Consider the following 19,606-nt stretch of genomic DNA (forward strand, 5'->3'; position numbering starts at 1 on the left):
ACTACCCTCGAACAGTGACCGATTCCGTCGACGTGCTGATCACCGCCGAGCGCGTTCCGTCGTATGCCCACGCGGGCGACGCGGGCGCCGACCTCCATGCTTCCGAGTCCGTGGTGCTCGGCCCGGGCGAGCGTGCAACGGTCGGCACCGGAGTCGCGATCGCCCTGCCCGACGGCTACGTCGCGTTCGTCGTGCCGCGGTCGGGTCTCGCGTTCAGGCACGGCATCACGATCGTGAATGCACCAGGAACCGTCGATGCCGGCTACCGCGGCGAGATCAAGGTCGCGCTGCTCAACACCGATGCGCGCGAGCCGTATGCGATCGAGGCGGGCGATCGCATCGCCCAACTCGTGGTGATGCCGGTCGCGCGAGCCCGGTTCGTCGAGGTCGAGCGACTGCCCGGCAGCATGCGAGGCGAGGGCGGGTTCGGCTCCACGGGATTCGGGGAGCACAAGCAAGGAGTGAACGCGTGAGCGACATCGAGAATACCGGCGCAACCCCCGCCGAGCAGCCCAAATCCGCCCCTGACGACCGGGCGTCGGCGGGTCCGTTCGACGAGTCCGAGGCCAACCCGGTGCGTCCGTACGTCGACCTCGGCGGCGTGAAGGTCCTTCCGCGTGAGGGCCTGCACCTTCGCCTCGAGGTCGAAGAGGGCACGAAGCGCGTCGTCGCGATCGGCCTCGACTACGCGAACTCGACGTTGCAGGTGCAGCCGTTCGCCGCACCGCGCTCGAGCGGACTCTGGCACGAGATCCGCGCGCAGATCGCCGACCAGATCGCGCGACAGGGTGGCACCACCACCGTGCGCGATGGCGCGTTCGGTCCTGAGCTGCTCGCCCAGATCCCCGTGGCGGCCGCCGACGGCCAGGCGGGGCAGATGCGCCTTGCCCGCTTCGTCGGCGTCGACGGCCCCCGCTGGTTCCTGCGCGGCGTCATCGCGGGTGAGGCCGCGGTCGACCCGGCGTCGGCCGCACTGGTCGAAGACCTGTTCCGTTCGATCGTCGTCGTCCGCGGGTCGACGCCCATGCCGCCGCGAGACCTGATCCCGCTTCGCATGCCCGCATCATCGACCGGCGCGCCGACCGCCGAGCCGCGATGACCGATTCCGCAGGCTCGCCCGGTTCCGAGCGCGACGACGAGCGAGCGGATGCCACGCCATCGGGTTCGCCCGAGGCGTCCGAGTTCGGGCGCCAGTTCGCCGCTGCCGCGGAGAAGAGCGGCCTCGGCGCGCTCGCGCGCGACGAGAAGCTGAACGGCCGCGACCTGCTCGTCGCCGTCGGGGGAGTGCGGGGGATTCTCGAGGCCCTGCTGCCGGGGCTCGTCTTCCTCGTCGTTTACAGCTCGCTCACGAGCTTCGGCGGCCAAGACCCGCAGGCCGCGCTCATACCCGCGCTCGCGGCATCCGTCGGCCTTGCGGTCGTGTTCACGATCGTGCGCATCGCCACCAAGGGGCAGCCCACCCAGGCCATCGCCGGTCTGATCGGCGTGCTCGCTTCGGCCGCGCTCGCGCTCTGGACGGGCGACGCCCGCGACAATTACGTGCTCGGCTTCTTCACGAACGCGGCATACGCGCTCGCCCTCACCATCTCGCTGCTCGTGCGCTGGCCGGCGATCGGGCTGATCGTCGGGTTCCTGATGGGCGACGGCGTGGCGTGGAAGCACGACCGCCGAAAGTACCGTGCGGCGCAGTTCCTCACACTCGTGTGGATCGGGCTGTTCGTCGGCCGGCTGCTGGTGCAGGTGCCCTTCTACCTCACCGACAACGTCGAGGCGCTCGGCGCCACGAGACTGCTCATGGGGGTGCCGCTCTACGCCCTGGTGCTGATCTTCTCCTGGCTCGTCGTCCGGGCCGTATATCCGTCTTCCGAACGCACCGCGAAGTGATACAGTTATCTCGACGTCAAGATAAATTCGCACGCAGTGCGAGGCCTGACGGCGGGCGAACGGCTTAGGTTACCCTTGCTGGAACAGCCCCATGGCCGACAGTGAAGATGGAATGTCGCCCGCGTGTTCGGCGGCATCCGCGAAGGAGAGGGCATCGTGTCAGCAGTGAACAGTTTCGGGGCGAAAGACACGCTCCAGGTCGGTGACGAGACCTACGAGATCTTCCGGCTCGACACCGTGCCGGGCTACGAGAAGCTGCCGTTCAGCCTGAAGGTGCTCCTCGAGAACCTTCTGCGCACCGAAGACGGCAAGAACGTCACGAAGCAGCAGATCGAGGCGCTCGGCTCGTGGGTGCCCACGGCCGAGCCCAACACCGAGATCCAGTTCACCCCCGCGCGCGTCATCATGCAGGACTTCACCGGCGTGCCGTGCATCGTCGACCTCGCCACCATGCGCGAGGCCGTGGTCGCCCTCGGTGGCGACCCCAGCAAGATCAACCCGCTCGCGCCGGCCGAGATGGTCATCGACCACTCCGTCATCGCCGACCTCTTCGGCACCGAGAACGCCCTCGAACGCAACGTCGAGATCGAGTACGAGCGCAACGGCGAGCGCTACCAATTCCTGCGCTGGGGCCAGACCGCGTTCGACGACTTCAAGGTCGTGCCGCCGGGCACGGGCATCGTGCACCAGGTGAACATCGAGCACCTCGCCAAGGTCACGTTCACCCGCACCGTCGACGGCGTCCTCCGCGCCTACCCCGACACCTGCGTCGGCACCGACTCGCACACGACCATGGTCAACGGCCTCGGCGTGCTCGGGTGGGGCGTCGGCGGCATCGAGGCCGAGGCGGCCATGCTCGGCCAGCCAGTGTCGATGCTCATCCCCAAGGTCGTCGGCTTCAAGCTCTCAGGCTCGATCCCCACCGGGGTCACCGCGACCGACGTCGTGCTCACCATCACCGACATGCTGCGCAAGCACGGCGTGGTCGGCAAGTTCGTCGAGTTCTACGGCTCGGGTGTGGCATCCGTTCCGCTTGCCAACCGTGCGACCATCGGCAACATGAGCCCCGAGTTCGGCTCGACCGCCGCGATGTTCCCGATCGACGACGTCACGCTCGACTACCTGCGCCTCACCGGCCGCAGCGACGAACAGGTCGCCCTCGTCGAGGCGTACTCGAAGGCCCAGAAGCTCTGGCACGACGCCGACAACGAGCCGGCCTTCAGCGAATACATGGAACTCGACCTCGCCACCGTGGTGCCGTCGATCGCCGGGCCCAAGCGCCCGCAAGACCGCATCGAACTGTCCGGGTCGAAGGCCGCCTTCGAGAAAGACCTGCTGAACTACGCGACCGTCGATCACGACCTCGTCGACCTCGAGATCTCCGAGTCGTTCCCGGCGTCAGACCCGCCCGGCAACACGCCCGAAGACGAGTACAACCACCACGAGCACCACCACCGCAGCCACGCGCCCGCGACAGCGTCGAACCCCACCCCGGTGACCCTCGCCGGCGGCGAGAAGTTCACGCTCGACCACGGCGCGGTCGCGATCGCGGCGATCACCTCGTGCACCAACACGTCGAACCCCTCGGTCATGCTCGCGGCCGGCCTGCTCGCACGCAATGCCGCCAAGAAGGGCCTCAAGGCGAAGCCGTGGGTCAAGACCACGCTCGCCCCCGGTTCGAAGGTCGTCACCGACTACTACGAGAAGGCCGGCCTCACGAAAGACCTCGAAGACCTCGGCTTCTACACGGTCGGCTACGGCTGCACGACCTGCATCGGCAACTCGGGCCCGCTGATCGACGAGATCTCGGCCGCGGTCAACGAGAAGGACCTGGCTGTCACCGCGGTGCTCTCGGGCAACCGCAACTTCGAGGGTCGCATCAACCCCGACGTCAAGATGAACTACCTCGCGAGCCCGCCCCTCGTGATCGCCTACGCCCTTGCGGGGTCGATGAACTTCGACTTCGAGGTCGATGCGCTCGGAAAGGATCGCGACGGCAACGACGTGTTCCTGAAAGACATCTGGCCCGACGCCGCCGAGGTGCAACAGACGATCGACAGCTCGATCGACAAGGACATGTTCACCCACCAGTACGCGAGCGTCTTCGAGGGCGACGAGCGCTGGCGCAACCTCGAGACTCCGACCGGTTCGGTGTTCGAGTGGAATGAGGCATCCACCTACGTTCGCAAGCCTCCGTACTTCGACGGCATGACGATGCAGACGACCCCGGTCGCCGACATCTCGGGCGCTCGTGTGCTCGCCAAGCTCGGCGACTCCGTGACGACCGACCACATCAGTCCCGCCGGTTCGATCAAGGCCGACAGCCCGGCCGGTCGGTACCTCACCGAGCACGGCATCGACCGTAAGGACTTCAACTCCTACGGCTCGCGCCGTGGCAATCACGAGGTCATGATCCGCGGCACGTTCGCGAACATCCGCCTGAAGAACCAGCTGCTCGACGGCGTCGAGGGCGGCTACACGCGTGACTTCACCAAGGCCGACGCCCCGCAGTCGTTCATCTACGACGCGAGCCAGAACTACCAGGCCCAGGGCACCCCGCTCGTCATCCTCGGCGGAAAAGAGTACGGATCGGGTTCATCGCGCGACTGGGCAGCCAAGGGCACGAGCCTGCTCGGCGTCAAGGCCGTCATCACCGAGAGCTTCGAGCGCATCCACCGCTCGAACCTCATCGGCATGGGTGTCGTGCCGTTGCAGTTCCCCGCCGGCGAGAGCTGGGCGTCGCTCGGGCTCGACGGCACCGAGGTCGTCTCGATCACGGGTCTCGAGGCGCTGAACGATGGCGTCACCCCGAAGACGGTGCATGTCGTCGCCGAGCCGACCGAGCACTCGCCCGCCGGCAAGCAGACGGTCGAGTTCGACGCGGTCGTGCGCATCGACACGCCGGGTGAGGCCGACTACTACCGCAACGGCGGCATCCTGCAGTACGTGCTTCGCTCGCTCGTCTGACCGAGCAGACACGTCGGCGAGGCCGGACCCCGATGGGTCCGGCCTCGCCGTGTTCGATCAGCCGGACTCGGACGTCGCGCCGACCGCTCGCAAGGCGAGCGTGAACCGCTCACCGAGCAGTTCGAGGCGTCCCTCGGGCTCGCGGCTGAACACGATGCGCAGGTGGCGGGCGGCGATGTCCCGCCCCACCCCGTCATCGGCGTTGCGGCGACACCATGCTCGAGCAGGGCGTTCGACAGTGTCGCGGGCTCCACGCCGAGTGCGCGGGTGTCGACCAACTGCGACCAGCCACCGGCGGCGGGGATCATGGGCAGCCCGGCGAGTTGGGTGCCCACGACATCCCGTCTCCGTTGCCACTCCGTCACGCAGCGTGTGAGGCCGTCATCGCGCGCAGTCAGGGCGGCGATGCCGGCCGCCTGAGCGATGCCGCCGGCGACGAGGCCGTTGTAGATCTGTACGACCGAAAGGTCGGGCATGACGGCCTCGGGCGCGACGATCCAACCCAGTCGCCAGCCGATCATGCGCTGTTCGCACGAGGCGCTGCCGACGATGATCGTGCGTTCCCGCATCCCGGGCATCGTCGCGGGGTGTCGGATCGGCCGGCCGTCGAACACGATCCCCTCCATCCATGCCCAGTAGATGAGCCACACATCGCGTTCGATGCAGATTCGCGCGATCTCGGCCCACTCCGTGTCCGACAGAACGATGCCGGTCGGGAACGCGGGGTTCGCCAGGAGGATGGCGCGGGTTGACCGGGAGACCGCGCGGTCGAGTGCGTCGAGGTCGAGGCGCCACTCGCCATGTGCCGCAACGAGCGGCACGAGCCTCGGTACCGCACCGACGAGGCGCACGCGGTTGACCAGGCCGGCGTAGGTCGGATCGGTGAGGACGACCTCGTCGCCGTGGTCCACGAGCGCGAGCAGCGCATCCAGCAGTGCCTCCCCGTCGCTGGCGTTGACGACGACTTCGGTCTCCGGGTCATAGGCGAGGTTCGAACGTTCCGCCACCTTCGCCGTGATCGCCGCCTTCATCGCCGACGTCCCGGTGAAGGGCAGCCACGAGTTCGCCTCGGGCGTTCGCGCGGCCTCGGCGGTGGCCGCGATCGCCTCCCCAGGCGGGCCGAGGTCGGTGTCGAGATTCTCGAGGCGAAGCACCGACGGATCGCTGCCCGCGGCGGCCGCGACGCGGTCGATGTTGAATCCCGCGACTTCCGCGAGTCGTGCTGGCCGAGTGCGCATGATGCCTCCTCGGCGTCCCGTCGGGTCCCGGAGGCGTCGTCGACCATTCTCCTCCGGCCGCTTCCGCTGCGCAACGGACGCGGGGTACCGGCGTCGTTCGCATGAAACGCCGCCTCGGAGAAGAACCGACCACCAGAACCGCCCACGCAGCGATGGTCGCCGGCACCACAGGGCGCCTGCCGAGCCGTCGCGTAGAATCGTCGGGTGCCCCGCCCTGCCGAGGCTTCGTGAAAGGCGGTTCCGGATGACCCTGCTCGAGACCATCTCGGGACCGCGCGACCTCGATGCGCTGAGTCACGAGCAGCTCGAGCAGCTCGCGCGCGAGATCCGCGAGTACCTCGTCGAGTCCGTCTCGAAGACGGGCGGCCACCTCGGTCCGAACCTCGGAGTGGTCGAGATGACGATCGCGATCCACCGCGTGTTCGATTCGCCCCGCGACGCCATCGTCTTCGACACGGGGCACCAGTCCTACGTGCACAAGCTCCTCACCGGCCGGAAGGACCTCTCGACCCTCCGCAAGACGGGCGGGCTCGCGGGGTATCCCCAGCGTTCCGAATCCGAGCATGACATCGTCGAGAGCTCGCACGCCTCGAGCTCGCTGTCGTGGGCCGACGGCATCTCGCGCGCCTTCGAGATGACCGGCCAAGACGATCGCCACGTCGTCGCGGTCGTCGGCGACGGCGCCCTCACGGGCGGCATGACGTGGGAGGCCCTGAACAACATCTCCGATGACAACACCCGCAACCTCGTCGTCGTCGTCAACGACAACGGCAGGTCGTACGCGCCCACCATCGGGGGCATGGCCCGATTCTTGAACACGGTGCGCACCCAGCAGAGCTACCGCAACCTGCACCTGTCGAGCCGCCGCGCATTCGATCGGCTGGGCGGGCCTGCGCGTGCGTTCTACCGAGGCGTTCGCGGCGGCCTGCACGGGTTCCTCAGCCGGTTCACAGACAACGAGGCGCTCTACTCGAACCTCGACATCAAGTACATCGGGCCGGTCGACGGCCACGACGAGCACGCCATGGAATGGGCGCTCCGCCAGGCGAAAGACTACGGTGCGCCGGTGATCGTGCACGCGATCACCGAGAAGGGTCGCGGGTACGAGCCGGCACGTCTCGACGCCGCCGACCAGTTCCACGCGGTAGGACAGATCGACCCCGAGACCGGCGAATCGCTCGAGTCGCCGTCGGCTCCCTCGTGGACGTCGGTGTTCGCCGGCGAACTCGTACATCTCGCCGAGCGCAACGAGCGCCTCGTCGGAATCACGGCCGCCATGCTGCGGCCCACCGGGTTGCACCGCATGGCCGAGCGCTTCCCGAACCGCGTGCTCGACGTGGGCATCGCCGAGCAGCACGCCGCGACGTCGGCGGCAGGCCTCGCATTCGGCGGACTGCACCCGGTCGTCGCCGTCTACGCGACCTTCATCAACCGTGCGTTCGACCAGGTTCTCATGGACGTGGCGCTGCACAAGGCCGGTGTCACGTTCGTACTCGACCGTGCCGGCGTCACCGGGCCCGACGGTCCCAGCCATCACGGCGTCTGGGACCTCTCGATCCTGCAGGTCGTGCCCGGCATCCGCATCGCGGCCCCCCGCGACTCGGTGCGATTGGCCGAAGAACTCGGCGAGGCCGTCGCGGTCGATGACGGCCCGACCGTGCTCCGATTCCCGAAGGGCACCGTCGGCGTCGACTTCGAAGCCGTCCGGCGCACCGACGACGGCGTCGACGTGCTCGTGGAGTCGGAGCGCAAGGACGTGCTGCTGGTGACCGTCGGTCCTATGGCCGGCACCGGGCTGCAGGTCGCCGAGCGACTCGAGGCACAGGGCATCGGCGCCACCGTCATCGACCCGCGCTGGGTCGTTCCGGTTCCGCGCAGCGTCGTCGAACTCGCCGCCGAGTACCGCATCGTCGTGAGCATCGAAGACGGCATCCGTGTCGGCGGCATCGGCACACGCATCCGTCAAGACCTGCGCGAGGCGGGTGTCGACACGGCCGTCACCGAACTCGGCCTTCCCGATGAGTTCCTCGACCATGGTTCGCGCGGCGACATCCTCGAGCGCGTCGGCCTCACTCCGCAGCACATCGCCCGCGACGTCACGGCCATGGTGCTCGGCTCCAAGCTGCCGCACGCGCGCGGGGCCGGCACTGAGTCCGGCGTGCCGACCGACACGCGTCCGCAGCCCCGCGTCTGACCGAGGTCCGCGGCGCGCCCGGCGGTCTCTACATCGCACCTGCGAACAGCGGATGTCCCGGTGTCGCGGTTGCCCGTACGCACGAAGAGGGCCCTCGGCGAGGGCCCCCTTCGGTATCGCGTCGAGTGCTAGGCTTCGACGCCCGCGATCCGCGGGTGGTGGAACGTGTCGCCGAAGACCCGCTCGGACGCGCCGACCCGGTCGAGGTAGGGCGTCACACCGCCCATCTGGAAGGGGAATCCAGCGCCGAGGATCATGCAGAGGTCGATGTCTTCGGGCGCGGCGACGACCTGGTCGTCGAGCATGAGCCGAACCTCTCGGGTCAGCCCGTCTTGCAGGCTGATGAGGATGTCGTCGGCGCTGCGGGCGTTCTTGCCGCCGGAGACGATCTTCATCGCGCCCTTGTCGAAGCCTTTGACCTTGCCCTTGTCGTCTTTATCGAGCAGCTTGCCGTACTCGGCCAGCTTGTGCAGGTTCTCGCTACGGTAGAAGCGGTCGGGGAATGCCGAATGGTGCGTGTCGAGCACGTGCGCGCCGACCTTGAGCCCGACGAGATCGAGCAGCGCCGACGGCGCCATCGGCAGACCGAGTGGTGCGATCGCCTGGTCGACGGTCTCGAAGGACGTACCCTCGTCGACCGCTCGCATCGCCTCGCCGAGCAGCACCGCGAGCAGGCGGTTGACGACGAACCCGGGAGTGTCAGCGGTGATGACGGCGTTCTTCTTGAGGTTCTTCGCCGTCACCATCGCGGTCGACAGGGTCGCGTCGTCGGTGTGGGGGGTCTTCACGACCTCGATCAGCGGCATCACCGCGACGGGCGTGAAGAAGTGGAAGCCCACGAGCCGTTCGGGGTGAGCGAGCTTCGCGCCGATCTGCTCGACCGAGAGCGATGAGGTGTTCGTTGCGAGCACGGCCTCGGGCGAGATGTACTGCTCGATCTCGGCGAAGACGTCCTGCTTGATCTGGAGTTCTTCGAAGACGGCCTCGATGACCCAGTCGCAGTCGGCGAAGTCGGCCTTGTCGGTGGTTCCGGTGACGAGTGCCTTCAGGCGGTTGGCCTCGTCGGGCGAGATGCGGCCCTTCGCGAGCAGGGTGTCGATCTCGCCCGCGATGTAGGCGACGCCCTTGTCGACGCGCTCTTGATCGATGTCGGTGATGACCACGGGCACGCGCAGGCGTCGCACGAACAGCAGCGCAAGCTGGCTCGCCATGTATCCGGCGCCGATCACGCCGACCTTGGTGACCTTCTTCGCGAGCTCCTTGTCGGGGGCGCCGGCCGGCCGCTTCGTGCGCTTCTGCACGAGGTTGAAGGCATAGACGGATGCGTGGAGCTGGTCGCCCGCGATGAGGTCGGCGAGCACTTCGTCTTCGCGTTGGAAGCCCTCGGCGCGGGTTCCGCTCTTGGCGGCCTTCATGAGGTCGAGGGCGGCGTACGGCGACTTCGGCACCGAGCCGATGCGGCTCTTCAGCACCTTGGTCGCGATGCCGATCGCCGCGTCCCACTTGACGAGGCGCTCGACCTTGCCCGGCTCGTTCGGTCGCTTGACCTTGACTCGACCCGAGATCACGTCGTCGGCCCAGCGGACGGAGTCCTCGAGGTAGTTGACCGACGGGAATATCGCGTCGGCGATGCCGAGGTCGAATGCGTCCTGCGCCTTGAGCGTTCGGTTCTGCTTGAGCGGGTTCTCGATGACCACCTTCAGGGCGTTCTCGATGCCGATGAGGTTGGGCAGGATCGTGGCGCCGCCCCACCCGGGGATGAGGCCGAGGAACACCTCGGGCAGCGCGAGCGCAGGCGCCGAGGCGTCGACCGTGCGGTAGTCGGCGTGGAGTCCGATCTCGAGTCCGCCACCGAGTGCCAGTCCGTTGGTGAACGCGAACGACGGCACACCGACCTCGCCGAGCTTCGCGAGCGCGTAGTGACCGAGCTGCACGAACTTCTTCGCGGTCTCCTTGTCGGGGATCTCGGCGACCTTCGACAGGTCGGCGCCCGCGGCCAGGATGAACGGCTTGCCCGTGACGGCGACGGCGTGGATCTCGCCGGCCGCCGCGCGTGCCTTGAGCTCGTCGAGCACCTTCGCGTACTCGAGCAGGGTGGCTGCCCCGAGCGTGTTCGGGCGGGTGTGGTCGCGCCCGTTGTCGAGGGTGATGAGCGCGAGGGTCTTGCCCGACGGCAGGGGGATGTCGCGCACGTACGAGTGCGTGACGACCTCATCGTCGCCCGCGAGGGCGACCAGGGAGTCGAAATCGATGGTCGAGTAGTCGGTCACGCCTTCTTCGCCTTCTTGTTGAAGTTCGGGTTCTCCCAGATCATGGTGCCGCCCTGGCCGAGGCCGACGCACATGCTGGTGATGCCGTAGCGCACGTCGGGGCGCTCGGTGAACTGGCTCGCGAGCTGGTTCATGAGGCGCACGCCCGACGATGCGAGTGGGTGCCCGACGGCGATCGCGCCGCCCCAGGGGTTGACCCGGGGGTCGTCGTCGTCGATGCCGTAGTGGTCGAGGAACGAGAGCACCTGAACGGCGAACGCCTCGTTCATCTCGAAGAGGTCGATGTCGTCGATCATGAGGCCGGCCTTGCGCAGCGCCTTCTCGGTGGCGGGGATCGGCCCGATGCCCATGATCTCGGGGTCGACGCCGGCGAAGGCGTAGCTCACGAGCTTCATCTTCGGGGTGAGGCCGAGCTCGTTCGCCATCGTGCCCGACGCGAGGATCGCGGCGGTGGCGCCGTCGTTGAGGCCCGATGCGTTGCCCGCCGTGATGCGGCCGTGCGGGCGGAACGGCGTCTTCAGGCCCGCAAGCCCCTCGAGCGTGGTCTCGGGACGCATGACCTCGTCGCGGGTGGCGAGGCCCCACCCCTCGTCGGTGCGGATCGCGACCGGCACCAGATCCTGCTGGATCTTGCCTGCCTCGTATGCCGCAGCAGTCTTCTGCTGGCTCGCAAGGGCGTAGCGGTCGCTGCGTTCCTTGGTGAGTTGCGGGAAGCGATCGTGGATGCGCTCGGCGGTCGCGCCCATGACGAGTGCGTCTTCGCCGACGAGGCGCTCGCTGAGGAAGCGCGGGTTGGGGTCGACCCCGGATCCCATCGGGTGGTGGCCCATGTGCTCGACGCCGCCGGCGATCGCGAGGTCGTACATGCCGAACCCGATGGAACCGGCCATCATCGCGGCCGAGGTCATCGCGCCGGCGCACATGCGGTCGATCGCGAAGCCGGGCACGGTCTTGGGCAGGCCCGCGAGGATCGCGGCCGTGCGCCCGATGGTCAGGCCCTGGTCGCCGCTCTGGGTCGTCGCGGCGATGGCGACATCGTCGATGCGGTCTTTCGGCACGTTCGGGTTGCGCTCGAGGAGCCCGACGATCGCCTTCACGACCAGGTCGTCGGCCCGGGTGTTCCAGTACATGCCCTTGTCGCCGGCCTTGCCGAACGGGGTACGGACCCCGTCGACGAACACGACTTCAGCTTGATCAGCCACGCTGCAGCTCACTTTCGATCAGGATGCTTCGATCCTACGAACCCGTTCGAACGCGGCGGAATCGGTTGATGGAACCTACGACTCCGTCGAGGTCGCGTCACGTAGGGCTTGTGACGCCTCCACAAAGGCATCGGCGATTGTCTGTGCAGTTGCCTCAACCTGCCAGGGGCGTGCCCCGAGCTCGGTGAGTGCTGCTCCAACCGCTGCGGCATCGGGATCAGCAGGAGGAGACCAGGCGACTCGGCGCAGGAAGTCGGGCGTGAGCAGGTTCTCGACCGGCATGTCGAACGACTCGGCCACCTCTGCGACAGCCACCTTCGCGACCCGCAGGCGAGCGTCGGCCTCGGGGTTGCGCGACGCCCAGGCGCGCGGCGGCGGCGGTGAGTCGTTGGGCACCCGAACGGCGGGAAGCTCGGCGGTCGTCAGGCCGCTCTCGATCGCCCTCCACCAACGGTCGAGTTCGGTGCGGCTGGCCCGCCCGGTGAACTCGCGCATGTCGGCGAGTGCGCGGCGTGTCGACGGCAGCGTGCGGGCGACCGCGAGGATCGACGCATCGGGGACGAGACGCCCCGGCGCACTGTCGAGTTCGACGGCGAGCGCATCGCGTGACAGCCACAGCTCACGGGCGACCGCGAGGTTGCGGGGACTGCGCACCGCGTGGATGCCGGAGAGCCTGCGCCACGGTTCTGCTGCCGGGGGCTTCGCCGCGCGATGCACCACGGCGTCGAATTCCTGGGCGGCGAGGTCGGCCTTTCCGGTCTCGGCGAGGCGCTCTGCAAGCCGATCGCGCACGTCGACCAGTAGCTCGACGTCGAGCGCGGCGTACTTGAGCCACGATTGCGGGAGCGGCCGCGTCGACCAGTCGGCCGCCGAGTGCTCTTTCGCGAGCTTGATGTCGAGCAGTTCTTCGACGACCGACGCGAGACCGACTCGCGGCATTCCGAGCAGCCGGGCCGCGAGTTCGGTGTCGAAGATGCGCTCGGGGTCGAGCCCGACCTCACGCAGGCATGCGAGGTCTTGGCTCGCGGCGTGCAACACCCATTCGTCGCCCCGGATTCCGGCCTCGAGCGCCGAGAAGTCGGGGATCTGCGGCGGGTCGAACAGGAAGGTGCCCGAGCCGCGCCGGTACATCTGAATGAGGTAGGCGCGCTGCGAGTACCGGAACCCGCTCGCCCGTTCTGCGTCGACCGCGATCGGGCCCTCACCGTCGAGCAGACGACCAACGGCGTCGTCGAACTCGGCGGGCGTCTCGATCACCCGGAACTCATCCACGGTGCGACCTCCGACGTGGCAGTGCGGTCACCCCTTCCGTATGGGGCGGAAGCCCTGCGAGCATGCACAACAACTCACCCCAGCCTTCCACATGCGGCCCTATCGCGGCGTCGAGCGGCGTCCACGACGCGCGCAGTTCGATCTGGGCACCGTCGCCCTGGGCGGCGAGCTCGCCGAAGCCGGTCGAGAGGATCTTCGTGGCGGTTCCCGAGGCGGCGATATATCGAGCGCTTCTCGCGTCGAGTGCGTCGATGAGCCACGACCACGCGACGTCTGCGAGGAACGGGTCGAGTCCGATGTCGGTCTCGAGCGGTGCCTGTGCGAAGCACACCACGCGGAAGCGCCCGCCCCACGCCTCGGGTTCGGTCGGGTCGTACAAGAGAATGAACCGGCCCGTGCCGAGCTCGGAGTCGTCGCCGTGGCGCGAGGGCGAGACATCGGCCGACAGGGCGACCGCGAAGGGGGCGAGCGATGCGGGAGCGGTGATCTCGGAGATCGTCAGCTCCGCACGCGGCACCGCGGCGCGCATGGAAGCGAGTGCGGCCTCGAACTCGGCCGGCGTCTGGATCGCATCGTCGGGCACGTCTGCAGACTAGAGTCTCGATCGGGACGCACGGGGGCGGCACGCCGCGCCTGTGCGCACACGAACGGCATCGTCGGGAGGGAATCGCATGGCTCGAGGCGACGGCAGCGTCGGACCGATCGGGATCGCAGCCGCGGCTGCGGCGTTGCTCGTCGCGGGTGCCGCGGTTGCAGCGACGGTCGCGGCCGTGCTCACGGTGGTGATGGCACGCCGAGTCGTGACCCCGCCGGCCCGGCGGGAGGAGGATGTGCGCATCCTCGAGGTCGATGCGGCCGCATCGGAGATCGTGCTCGCGGACTCCGACGAGTCGCGAATGCGCGGACGCTACGGGTTCTGGTTCGATCGCGATGCCGGGCATGCACGGTTCGGCGATGTCGTCTTCACCGACGGCGACGTGGTGCGACGACCCATCGAGTCCGTGGACTTCGGCCAGCTCGAGCGTGCGGTGCGGGGTCGGGTCGACAGTGCGTACCACCTCGGCCCGTGGGAGCTCCCGCTCGCGTACGAGGACGTCGTCGTCGAGACCTCGCTCGGCCCTGCACCCGCCTGGTTCGTGCCGGCCGACGATGCACATCGGTGGGTGATCCAGGTGCACGGGCGCGGGGCGAAGCGAACCGAAGGCCTGCGTGCGGTGATTCCGGCGCATGAGGCCGGGTGGAACACATTGCTCATCTCGTACCGCAACGACGGCGAGGCACCCGAGAGCGTCGATCGCAGGTACGGGCTCGGCGGCACGGAATGGGCCGACGTGGTCGACGCGGTTCGGTTCGCCGCAGCCCACGGCGCGCGCGAGATCGTGCTCATGGGCTGGTCGATGGGCGGCTCCACCGTGTTGCAGGCGGTGCTGCGCTCGGCGGCGGCGCGCAAGCACCTCGTCGGCATCGTGCTCGATTCGCCCGCCATCGACTGGGTCGACATCCTGCGGTTCCAGGGCAGCGCACTCGGCCTGCCTCGCGCGATCGGCGACAGCGTGTCGCAACTGCTCGGGGGCCCGTTCAGCGGGGGGCTCACCGGCGTCGCGGCCCCGATCAGCCTCGAGGAACTCGATCCGGTCGTGCGGGCCGATGAGTTCGAGGTGCCGATCCTGCTCATGCACAGCGTCGACGACGGGTTCGTGCCCATCGACGGCTCGCGCCGATTCGCGGCATCCCGACCCGATCTCATCGAGTTCGAGGTGTTCGAGGGTGCGCGACACACGAAGCTCTGGAATCACGACCCCGAGCGCTGGACGGCGCTCGTCGCCGGCTGGCTCGAGCGGCGTTCCCAGAGCATCCGGCATCTCGGCGACGAAGCCGAGATCGTGGGCTGAACGCAGCCGCTACGTGCCGGCGGACTCGGCCTGTTCGGCGACGCGCTCGCGCAGCTGCCGCTTGGTGCGGGCGAGCATGCCGGTCATGCCGCGCACCCGCAACGGCGAGACGGCCTCGCCCAGCCCGAGCGATTGGGGGTAGTCGGCGGGGATGTCGAGCACCTGCTGCACGGTGAGGCCGTCGATGCCCTGAACCAGGATCGACGCGAAGCCGCGCGTCGTCGGCGACTCGGCCGGAGCTGTCGCGAACAGGTGCACGATGTCGTCGACGACCTCGACGAAGATGAACACCGGCGACTGGCACTCGACGACCCGTTCGAACAGGTCGGGGTGGTCGGCGTAGCGCTCGGGCAGCTCGGGGAGCTCGTTCGAGAACTCGAGCAGCAGCTGCAGCCGGTCTCGCACCTCGAGGACGAGGAAGTCGTCGCGGGTCTCGGCGAGCGTCGCGGGGAGGGTCGTCTGGTCCATCCGTTCTATTCTCCCATGGCCCGATGCGACGCGGGCCCGGCGGCCCGCATGCTCGCCGGCCCGCGCTCAGCGTGCGGGGAGGTCACCCCGCTCGGTGCCGGTCACGATCGGAACTCGTACCGCGCTGCCCCACTCGGTCCACGACCCGTCGTAGTTGCGCACCTTCTCGAAGCCCAGCAGGTGCGTGAGCACGAACCACGTGTGGCTCGAACGCTCGCCGATGCGGCAGTAGGCGATGACGTCGTCGCCGTCGTCGAGTCCGACCTCGCCGCGGTAGATCTCGTCGAGCTCTTCGCGGGTCTTGAACGTTCCGTCGTCGGCGGCGGCACGAGCCCACGGCACGGATGCCGCGGTGGGAATGTGACCCGCGCGGAGCGCGCCCTCTTCGGGGTAGGCAGGTGCGGTCGTGCGCTCACCGCTGTACTCCTCGGGTGAGCGCACGTCGACGAGCGGGTTGCCGAGGTGGGCGAGCACATCGTCTTTGAAGGCGCGCACGGCGCTGTCGTCGCGCTCGATGACGGGGTACTCGACGGGTGTCACCTCTGGCGCCGACGTGGTGAGCTCGCGGCCCTCGGCGATCCAGAGGTCACGGCCGCCGTCGAGCAGTCGCACGTCGTCGTGCCCGAAGAGCGTGAAGACCCACAGCGCGTACGCGGCCCACCAGTTGTTCTTGTCGCCGTAGATCACGACCGTCGTGTCGCGGGAGATTCCCTTCGAGCCGAGCAGGGCGGCGAACTGCTCGCCGTTCACGTAGTCGCGCACCACCGGGTCGTTCAGCTCGGTGTGCCAGTCGATCTTCACGGCGCCGGGGACGTGACCGGTCTCGTAGAGCAGCACGTCTTCGTCGGATTCGACGACGACGAGGCCGGGTTCGCCGAGGTGCGCGGCGAGCCAATCGGTCGTGACGAGACGCTCGGGGTGCGCGTACTCGGCGAGCTTCTGGGCTGCGTCGAACTCGGCGGGCATGACTACCTCCTGGATCGCCCGGTCGGGCGGGGACGGGGTGGGGGAGCGGACTAGGCTGTTGACCTGTCCACCACGAATCTACGCGGCGCGCGGGGTGAAGTCACCAGACCCGTCATCCGATGCAACACGGGAGCTCCACCAGCATGACCTCGGCACCGAGCAAGACCCTCGTTCGCCTCGTCGATCGCAACCCCACGATCTCGGGCGCCGAGATCGCGTCGGAACTCGTGCCGCCCCCGCAGTTCGAGCACGCCTCGTTCGAGTCCTACCGCCCCGACCCCGACTTTCCGTCGCAGCAGGCTGCCCTCGACCGGCTCAACGAGTTCGCCGGGGCGTGGCGGGCAGCCCAGCGGCCGGGCGGCTTCTTCTCACGAAAGCGGCCGGCGCGCATCGAGCTGCCCGGTGTCTACCTCGACGGCGGATTCGGCGTCGGCAAGACGCACCTGCTCGCCGCGCTCTGGCATGTCGCGCACGGGCCCAAGTACTTCGGCACGTTCATCGAGTACACCGCCCTCGTCGGCGCACTCGGCTACGTCCCGGCGGTGCAGCTGCTCAAGGGCGCACGCCTCATCTGCATCGACGAGTTCGAGCTCGACGACCCGGGCGACACGATGCTCATGACGCGCTTCCTCGGCGAGCTCATGGCAGGCGGCACGCGCGTCGCGGCCACGTCGAACACACCGCCGAACGCGCTCGGCGAGGGGCGTTTCGCGGCCGCCGACTTCCTCCGCGAGATCCACGCACTTTCGTCGAACTTCGAGACGCTGCGCATCGACGGCCTCGACTACCGCCGCCGTGACACCGAGGGGCATGCGGCCGCGCTGGGCCCCGACGACGATGTCGCGCGCACGGCCGATGCGCTCGCCGCCCGCGGGCACGCCGTCTCGCTCGACGGCTTCGACGAGCTCATCGCCCATCTGGCGACTGTGCACCCGTCGAAGTACATCAAGCTCATCGACGGCATCGAGGTCATCGCGCTCGACGGCGTGCACGAGCTCACCGACCAGAACGCCGCACTGCGCCTCGTCGCGTTCATCGACCGGGTCTACGACGCCGAGGTGCCGATCGTCGCGAGCGGGCTCCCGCTCGACGAGGTCTTCGGCGGTGACATGATGCAGGGCGGCTACCGCAAGAAGTACCTGCGTGCGATGTCGCGCATGATCGCCCTGACCACGGGTGAGCTCCCTCCGCACGACTGACGCGGCACGGGACATCCGCTGATCTCGGGCCCACTCACGGCGCCCTGAAACACGCTCGTTACACGACGCTCGTTTTCGTAACCGACGCGAAACCTTCGATGCAGTTCCGCCGAAACGTCGCGGCACCAGTCTGAACGCTGTACCCGAGACCGGCGCAGGTTCTGACCACCTCGAGTACATCCCCTGCAGATACACGAGGTGTGAGGAATTTCAATGGATACGGGAAGCATTGCGTGGGCGATCACCGCCACAGCACTCGTGCTGTTCATGACGCCGGGTGTCGCCTTCTTCTACGGCGGACTCGTCAAGGCCAAGAGCGTCGTCAGCATGATGATGATGAGCTTCGGTGCGCTCGGGCTCGTCACCGTGCTCTGGCTGCTGTACGGCTTCAACATGAGTGCCGTCGACGGCGTCTGGGAGTTCGCGGGCAACCCGTTGTCGGACTTCGCACTCGGCTCGCTCGCGACCGGTGAGTCGGCGAACACCGACTTGATCGGCGTCGCCTTCGGCGCGACGTTCGCGATCATCACCGTCGCCCTCATCTCGGGCGCCATCGCCGACCGCGCGAAGTTCGGGTCGTGGATGATCTTCGCCGGCATCTGGGCGACACTCGTCTACTTCCCGGTCGCCGCATGGGTCTGGGGCGGCGGCTGGATCATGAGCCTCGGCGAGACGCTCGGCCTGCCGGGGGTCATCGACTACGCGGGCGGTACGGCGGTGCACATCAACGCCGGCGCTGCCGCCCTTGCCCTGGCGCTGGTGCTCGGCAAGCGCGTCGGATTCCAGAAGGGCATGGACAAGCCCCACAACGTGCCCCTGACACTGCTCGGCGCTGCCGTGCTGTGGTTCGGCTGGTTCGGCTTCAACGCCGGCGCCGAATGGCTCAACGGCCTCGCCAACACCGGCCTGATCGTGCTCAACACCCTCGGCGCCACCGCCGCGGCGATCCTCGGCTGGCTCGTCGTCGAGAAGGTCAAGGACGGCAAGCCGACGGCCGTCGGTGCCGCTTCGGGTGCCGTCGCCGGTCTCGTCGCGATCACCCCCGCGTGTGCCAACCTCGAGCCGGGCTGGGCGCTGCTGCTCGGTGTCGTGGCCGGCGCGCTCTGCGCCCTCGCGATCGAGCTGAAGTTCAAGCTCGGCTTCGACGACTCGCTCGACGTGGTGGGCATCCACCTGGTCGGCGGTCTCATCGGAACGCTGTACCTCGGCTTCTTCGCCATCGACACCGGTCTCTTCACGGGTGGCGGCCTCGGCCAGCTCGCGGTGCAGGCGATCGCGGCCTTCGCCGTGCTGATCTACTCGTTCGTCATCGCCTGGATCCTGGGCTTCGCCATTGAGAAGACGATCGGCTTCCGCGTGAAGAACGAGGACGAGATCGCCGGTATCGACACGGTCGTGCACGGCCACGAGGGGTACGCGCTCGAGAACGTCTGAGCGGTCCTGACTGCCTGAGGGCGGTGGGGTAGTGTGCCGGTGTGAACGACACCAGCCGCTTCCTCACCGCCCTCGGTCGTGTTCTGCGGCCCCTGTTCGCGAGCGGTTCGAGCAGGCAGGCGGATGTCGCGCCGCGGCGCCGCCGCACGTCGACGACGCCGCCCGTGACGACGGGGGAGCACGAGGTCTCGCCCGGGCAGGCCGGTGATGACGCCACGATCGAGATCGACCCGGCTCGCCTGCGAAGCGTTCGACTCGCGTACACCCCCGAACGCGATGGCGAGCCCGACCCCGGCGAGGTCGTCTGGACCTGGGTGCCCTACGAGGAGCGCGACGGGCGCGGCAAGGACCGCCCCGTCGTCATCGTCGCGGCCTCGAGCGCCGGCGATTTCCTGGCGGTGCAGCTCACGAGCAAAGCCCACGACGGGGATCGCGACTTCGTCGCCCTTGGCGATGGCGCGTGGGACTCCGAGGGTCGCCCGAGCTGGGCGCGCATCGACCGGGTGTTCCGGGTGCGCGCCGGCGGCATGCGTCGTGAAGCGTCATCCCTCGATTCGCGGCGCTATTCGCTCGTCGCCGACGCGCTCGGCGCGCGATACGGCTGGCGCTGACGACGACCC

Annotated in this window: 16 protein-coding genes; 9 read left to right on the plus strand and 7 right to left on the minus strand. The window is 68.5% G+C overall.

All coding sequences use genetic code 11. The features are described 5' to 3' along the window. Positions 1-14 precede the first annotated feature (14 nt). The 4 genes from dut to acnA all read left to right on the plus strand — a co-directional run bounded on the left by dut (position 15) and on the right by acnA (position 4,851). Entirely contained in the window at positions 15-473 is a 459-nt protein-coding gene (gene dut / locus ABD164_RS13965) for a dUTP diphosphatase (protein ID WP_344296902.1), read from the plus strand. Beyond that, complete coding sequence (locus ABD164_RS13970; RefSeq protein WP_344296903.1) at positions 470-1,099, plus strand: DUF3710 domain-containing protein; 630 nt, start codon at positions 470-472, stop codon at positions 1,097-1,099. The genes dut and ABD164_RS13970 overlap by 4 nt, the downstream gene beginning before the upstream one ends. Continuing rightward, the gene (locus ABD164_RS13975; RefSeq protein ID WP_344296904.1) at positions 1,096-1,884 is read left to right on the plus strand and encodes a DUF3159 domain-containing protein; all 789 of its coding nucleotides are present in this window, start codon (positions 1,096-1,098) and stop codon (positions 1,882-1,884) included. Before ABD164_RS13970 ends, ABD164_RS13975 begins: the two co-directional genes overlap by 4 nt. 156 nt (positions 1,885-2,040) lie before the next feature. Continuing rightward, the gene (gene acnA, locus ABD164_RS13980; RefSeq protein WP_344296905.1) at positions 2,041-4,851 is read left to right on the plus strand and encodes an aconitate hydratase AcnA; all 2,811 of its coding nucleotides are present in this window, start codon (positions 2,041-2,043) and stop codon (positions 4,849-4,851) included. Here acnA and ABD164_RS13985 read toward each other — a convergent pair. Next, complete coding sequence (locus tag ABD164_RS13985; RefSeq protein WP_344296906.1) at positions 4,803-6,089, minus strand: pyridoxal phosphate-dependent aminotransferase; 1,287 nt, start codon at positions 6,087-6,089, stop codon at positions 4,803-4,805. The genes acnA and ABD164_RS13985 overlap by 49 nt on opposite strands. A 244-nt stretch (positions 6,090-6,333) precedes the next feature. On the opposite strand from ABD164_RS13985, the gene dxs reads away from it, so the two are divergent. Next, the gene (gene dxs, locus ABD164_RS13990; protein ID WP_344296907.1) at positions 6,334-8,283 is read left to right on the plus strand and encodes a 1-deoxy-D-xylulose-5-phosphate synthase; all 1,950 of its coding nucleotides are present in this window, start codon (positions 6,334-6,336) and stop codon (positions 8,281-8,283) included. Positions 8,284-8,411: 128 nt separating this feature from the next. Here dxs and ABD164_RS13995 read toward each other — a convergent pair whose 3' ends face one another. The 4 genes from ABD164_RS13995 to ABD164_RS14010 all read right to left on the minus strand — a co-directional run bounded on the left by ABD164_RS13995 (position 8,412) and on the right by ABD164_RS14010 (position 13,610). After that, positions 8,412-10,553: a 3-hydroxyacyl-CoA dehydrogenase NAD-binding domain-containing protein gene (locus tag ABD164_RS13995; protein WP_344296908.1), complete on the minus strand. Its 2,142-nt coding sequence runs from the start codon at positions 10,551-10,553 to the stop codon at positions 8,412-8,414. Next, on the minus strand, positions 10,550-11,755 hold the full coding sequence (locus ABD164_RS14000; protein ID WP_344296909.1) for a thiolase family protein: 1,206 nt from the start codon (positions 11,753-11,755) through the stop codon (positions 10,550-10,552). The genes ABD164_RS13995 and ABD164_RS14000 overlap by 4 nt, the downstream gene beginning before the upstream one ends. A 75-nt stretch (positions 11,756-11,830) precedes the next feature. Beyond that, positions 11,831-13,027 carry an HRDC domain-containing protein gene (locus ABD164_RS14005; RefSeq protein ID WP_344296910.1) on the minus strand — a complete coding sequence of 399 codons (1,197 nt, stop codon included), beginning with the start codon at positions 13,025-13,027 and terminating at the stop codon, positions 11,831-11,833. Next, positions 13,020-13,610: a DUF3000 domain-containing protein gene (locus ABD164_RS14010; protein WP_344296911.1), complete on the minus strand. Its 591-nt coding sequence runs from the start codon at positions 13,608-13,610 to the stop codon at positions 13,020-13,022. Before ABD164_RS14010 ends, ABD164_RS14005 begins: the two co-directional genes overlap by 8 nt. A gap of 88 nt (positions 13,611-13,698) precedes the next feature. On the opposite strand from ABD164_RS14010, the gene ABD164_RS14015 reads away from it, so the two are divergent. After that, positions 13,699-14,919, plus strand: a complete 1,221-nt coding sequence (locus ABD164_RS14015) for an alpha/beta hydrolase family protein (RefSeq protein ID WP_344296912.1) — start codon at positions 13,699-13,701, stop codon at positions 14,917-14,919. A gap of 9 nt (positions 14,920-14,928) precedes the next feature. Here ABD164_RS14015 and ABD164_RS14020 read toward each other — a convergent pair whose 3' ends face one another. Both ABD164_RS14020 and ABD164_RS14025 read right to left on the minus strand, forming a co-directional pair. Beyond that, entirely contained in the window at positions 14,929-15,387 is a 459-nt protein-coding gene (locus ABD164_RS14020; RefSeq protein WP_344296913.1) for a SufE family protein, read from the minus strand. A gap of 66 nt (positions 15,388-15,453) precedes the next feature. Then, entirely contained in the window at positions 15,454-16,353 is a 900-nt protein-coding gene (locus ABD164_RS14025) for a sulfurtransferase (RefSeq protein ID WP_344296914.1), read from the minus strand. A gap of 143 nt (positions 16,354-16,496) precedes the next feature. On the opposite strand from ABD164_RS14025, the gene zapE reads away from it, so the two are divergent. From zapE to ABD164_RS14040, 3 genes are all read left to right on the plus strand, one after another. After that, positions 16,497-17,552: a cell division protein ZapE gene (gene zapE / locus ABD164_RS14030; RefSeq protein ID WP_344296915.1), complete on the plus strand. Its 1,056-nt coding sequence runs from the start codon at positions 16,497-16,499 to the stop codon at positions 17,550-17,552. Between the two features lie 213 nt (positions 17,553-17,765). Beyond that, positions 17,766-18,986: an ammonium transporter gene (locus ABD164_RS14035; protein ID WP_344296916.1), complete on the plus strand. Its 1,221-nt coding sequence runs from the start codon at positions 17,766-17,768 to the stop codon at positions 18,984-18,986. 41 nt (positions 18,987-19,027) lie between these two features. Next, the gene (locus ABD164_RS14040) at positions 19,028-19,597 is read left to right on the plus strand and encodes a type II toxin-antitoxin system PemK/MazF family toxin (protein ID WP_344296917.1); all 570 of its coding nucleotides are present in this window, start codon (positions 19,028-19,030) and stop codon (positions 19,595-19,597) included. Positions 19,598-19,606 lie beyond the last annotated feature (9 nt).

This window comes from Agromyces neolithicus (assembly GCF_039529735.1).
GTDB lineage: Bacteria > Actinomycetota > Actinomycetes > Actinomycetales > Microbacteriaceae > Agromyces > Agromyces neolithicus.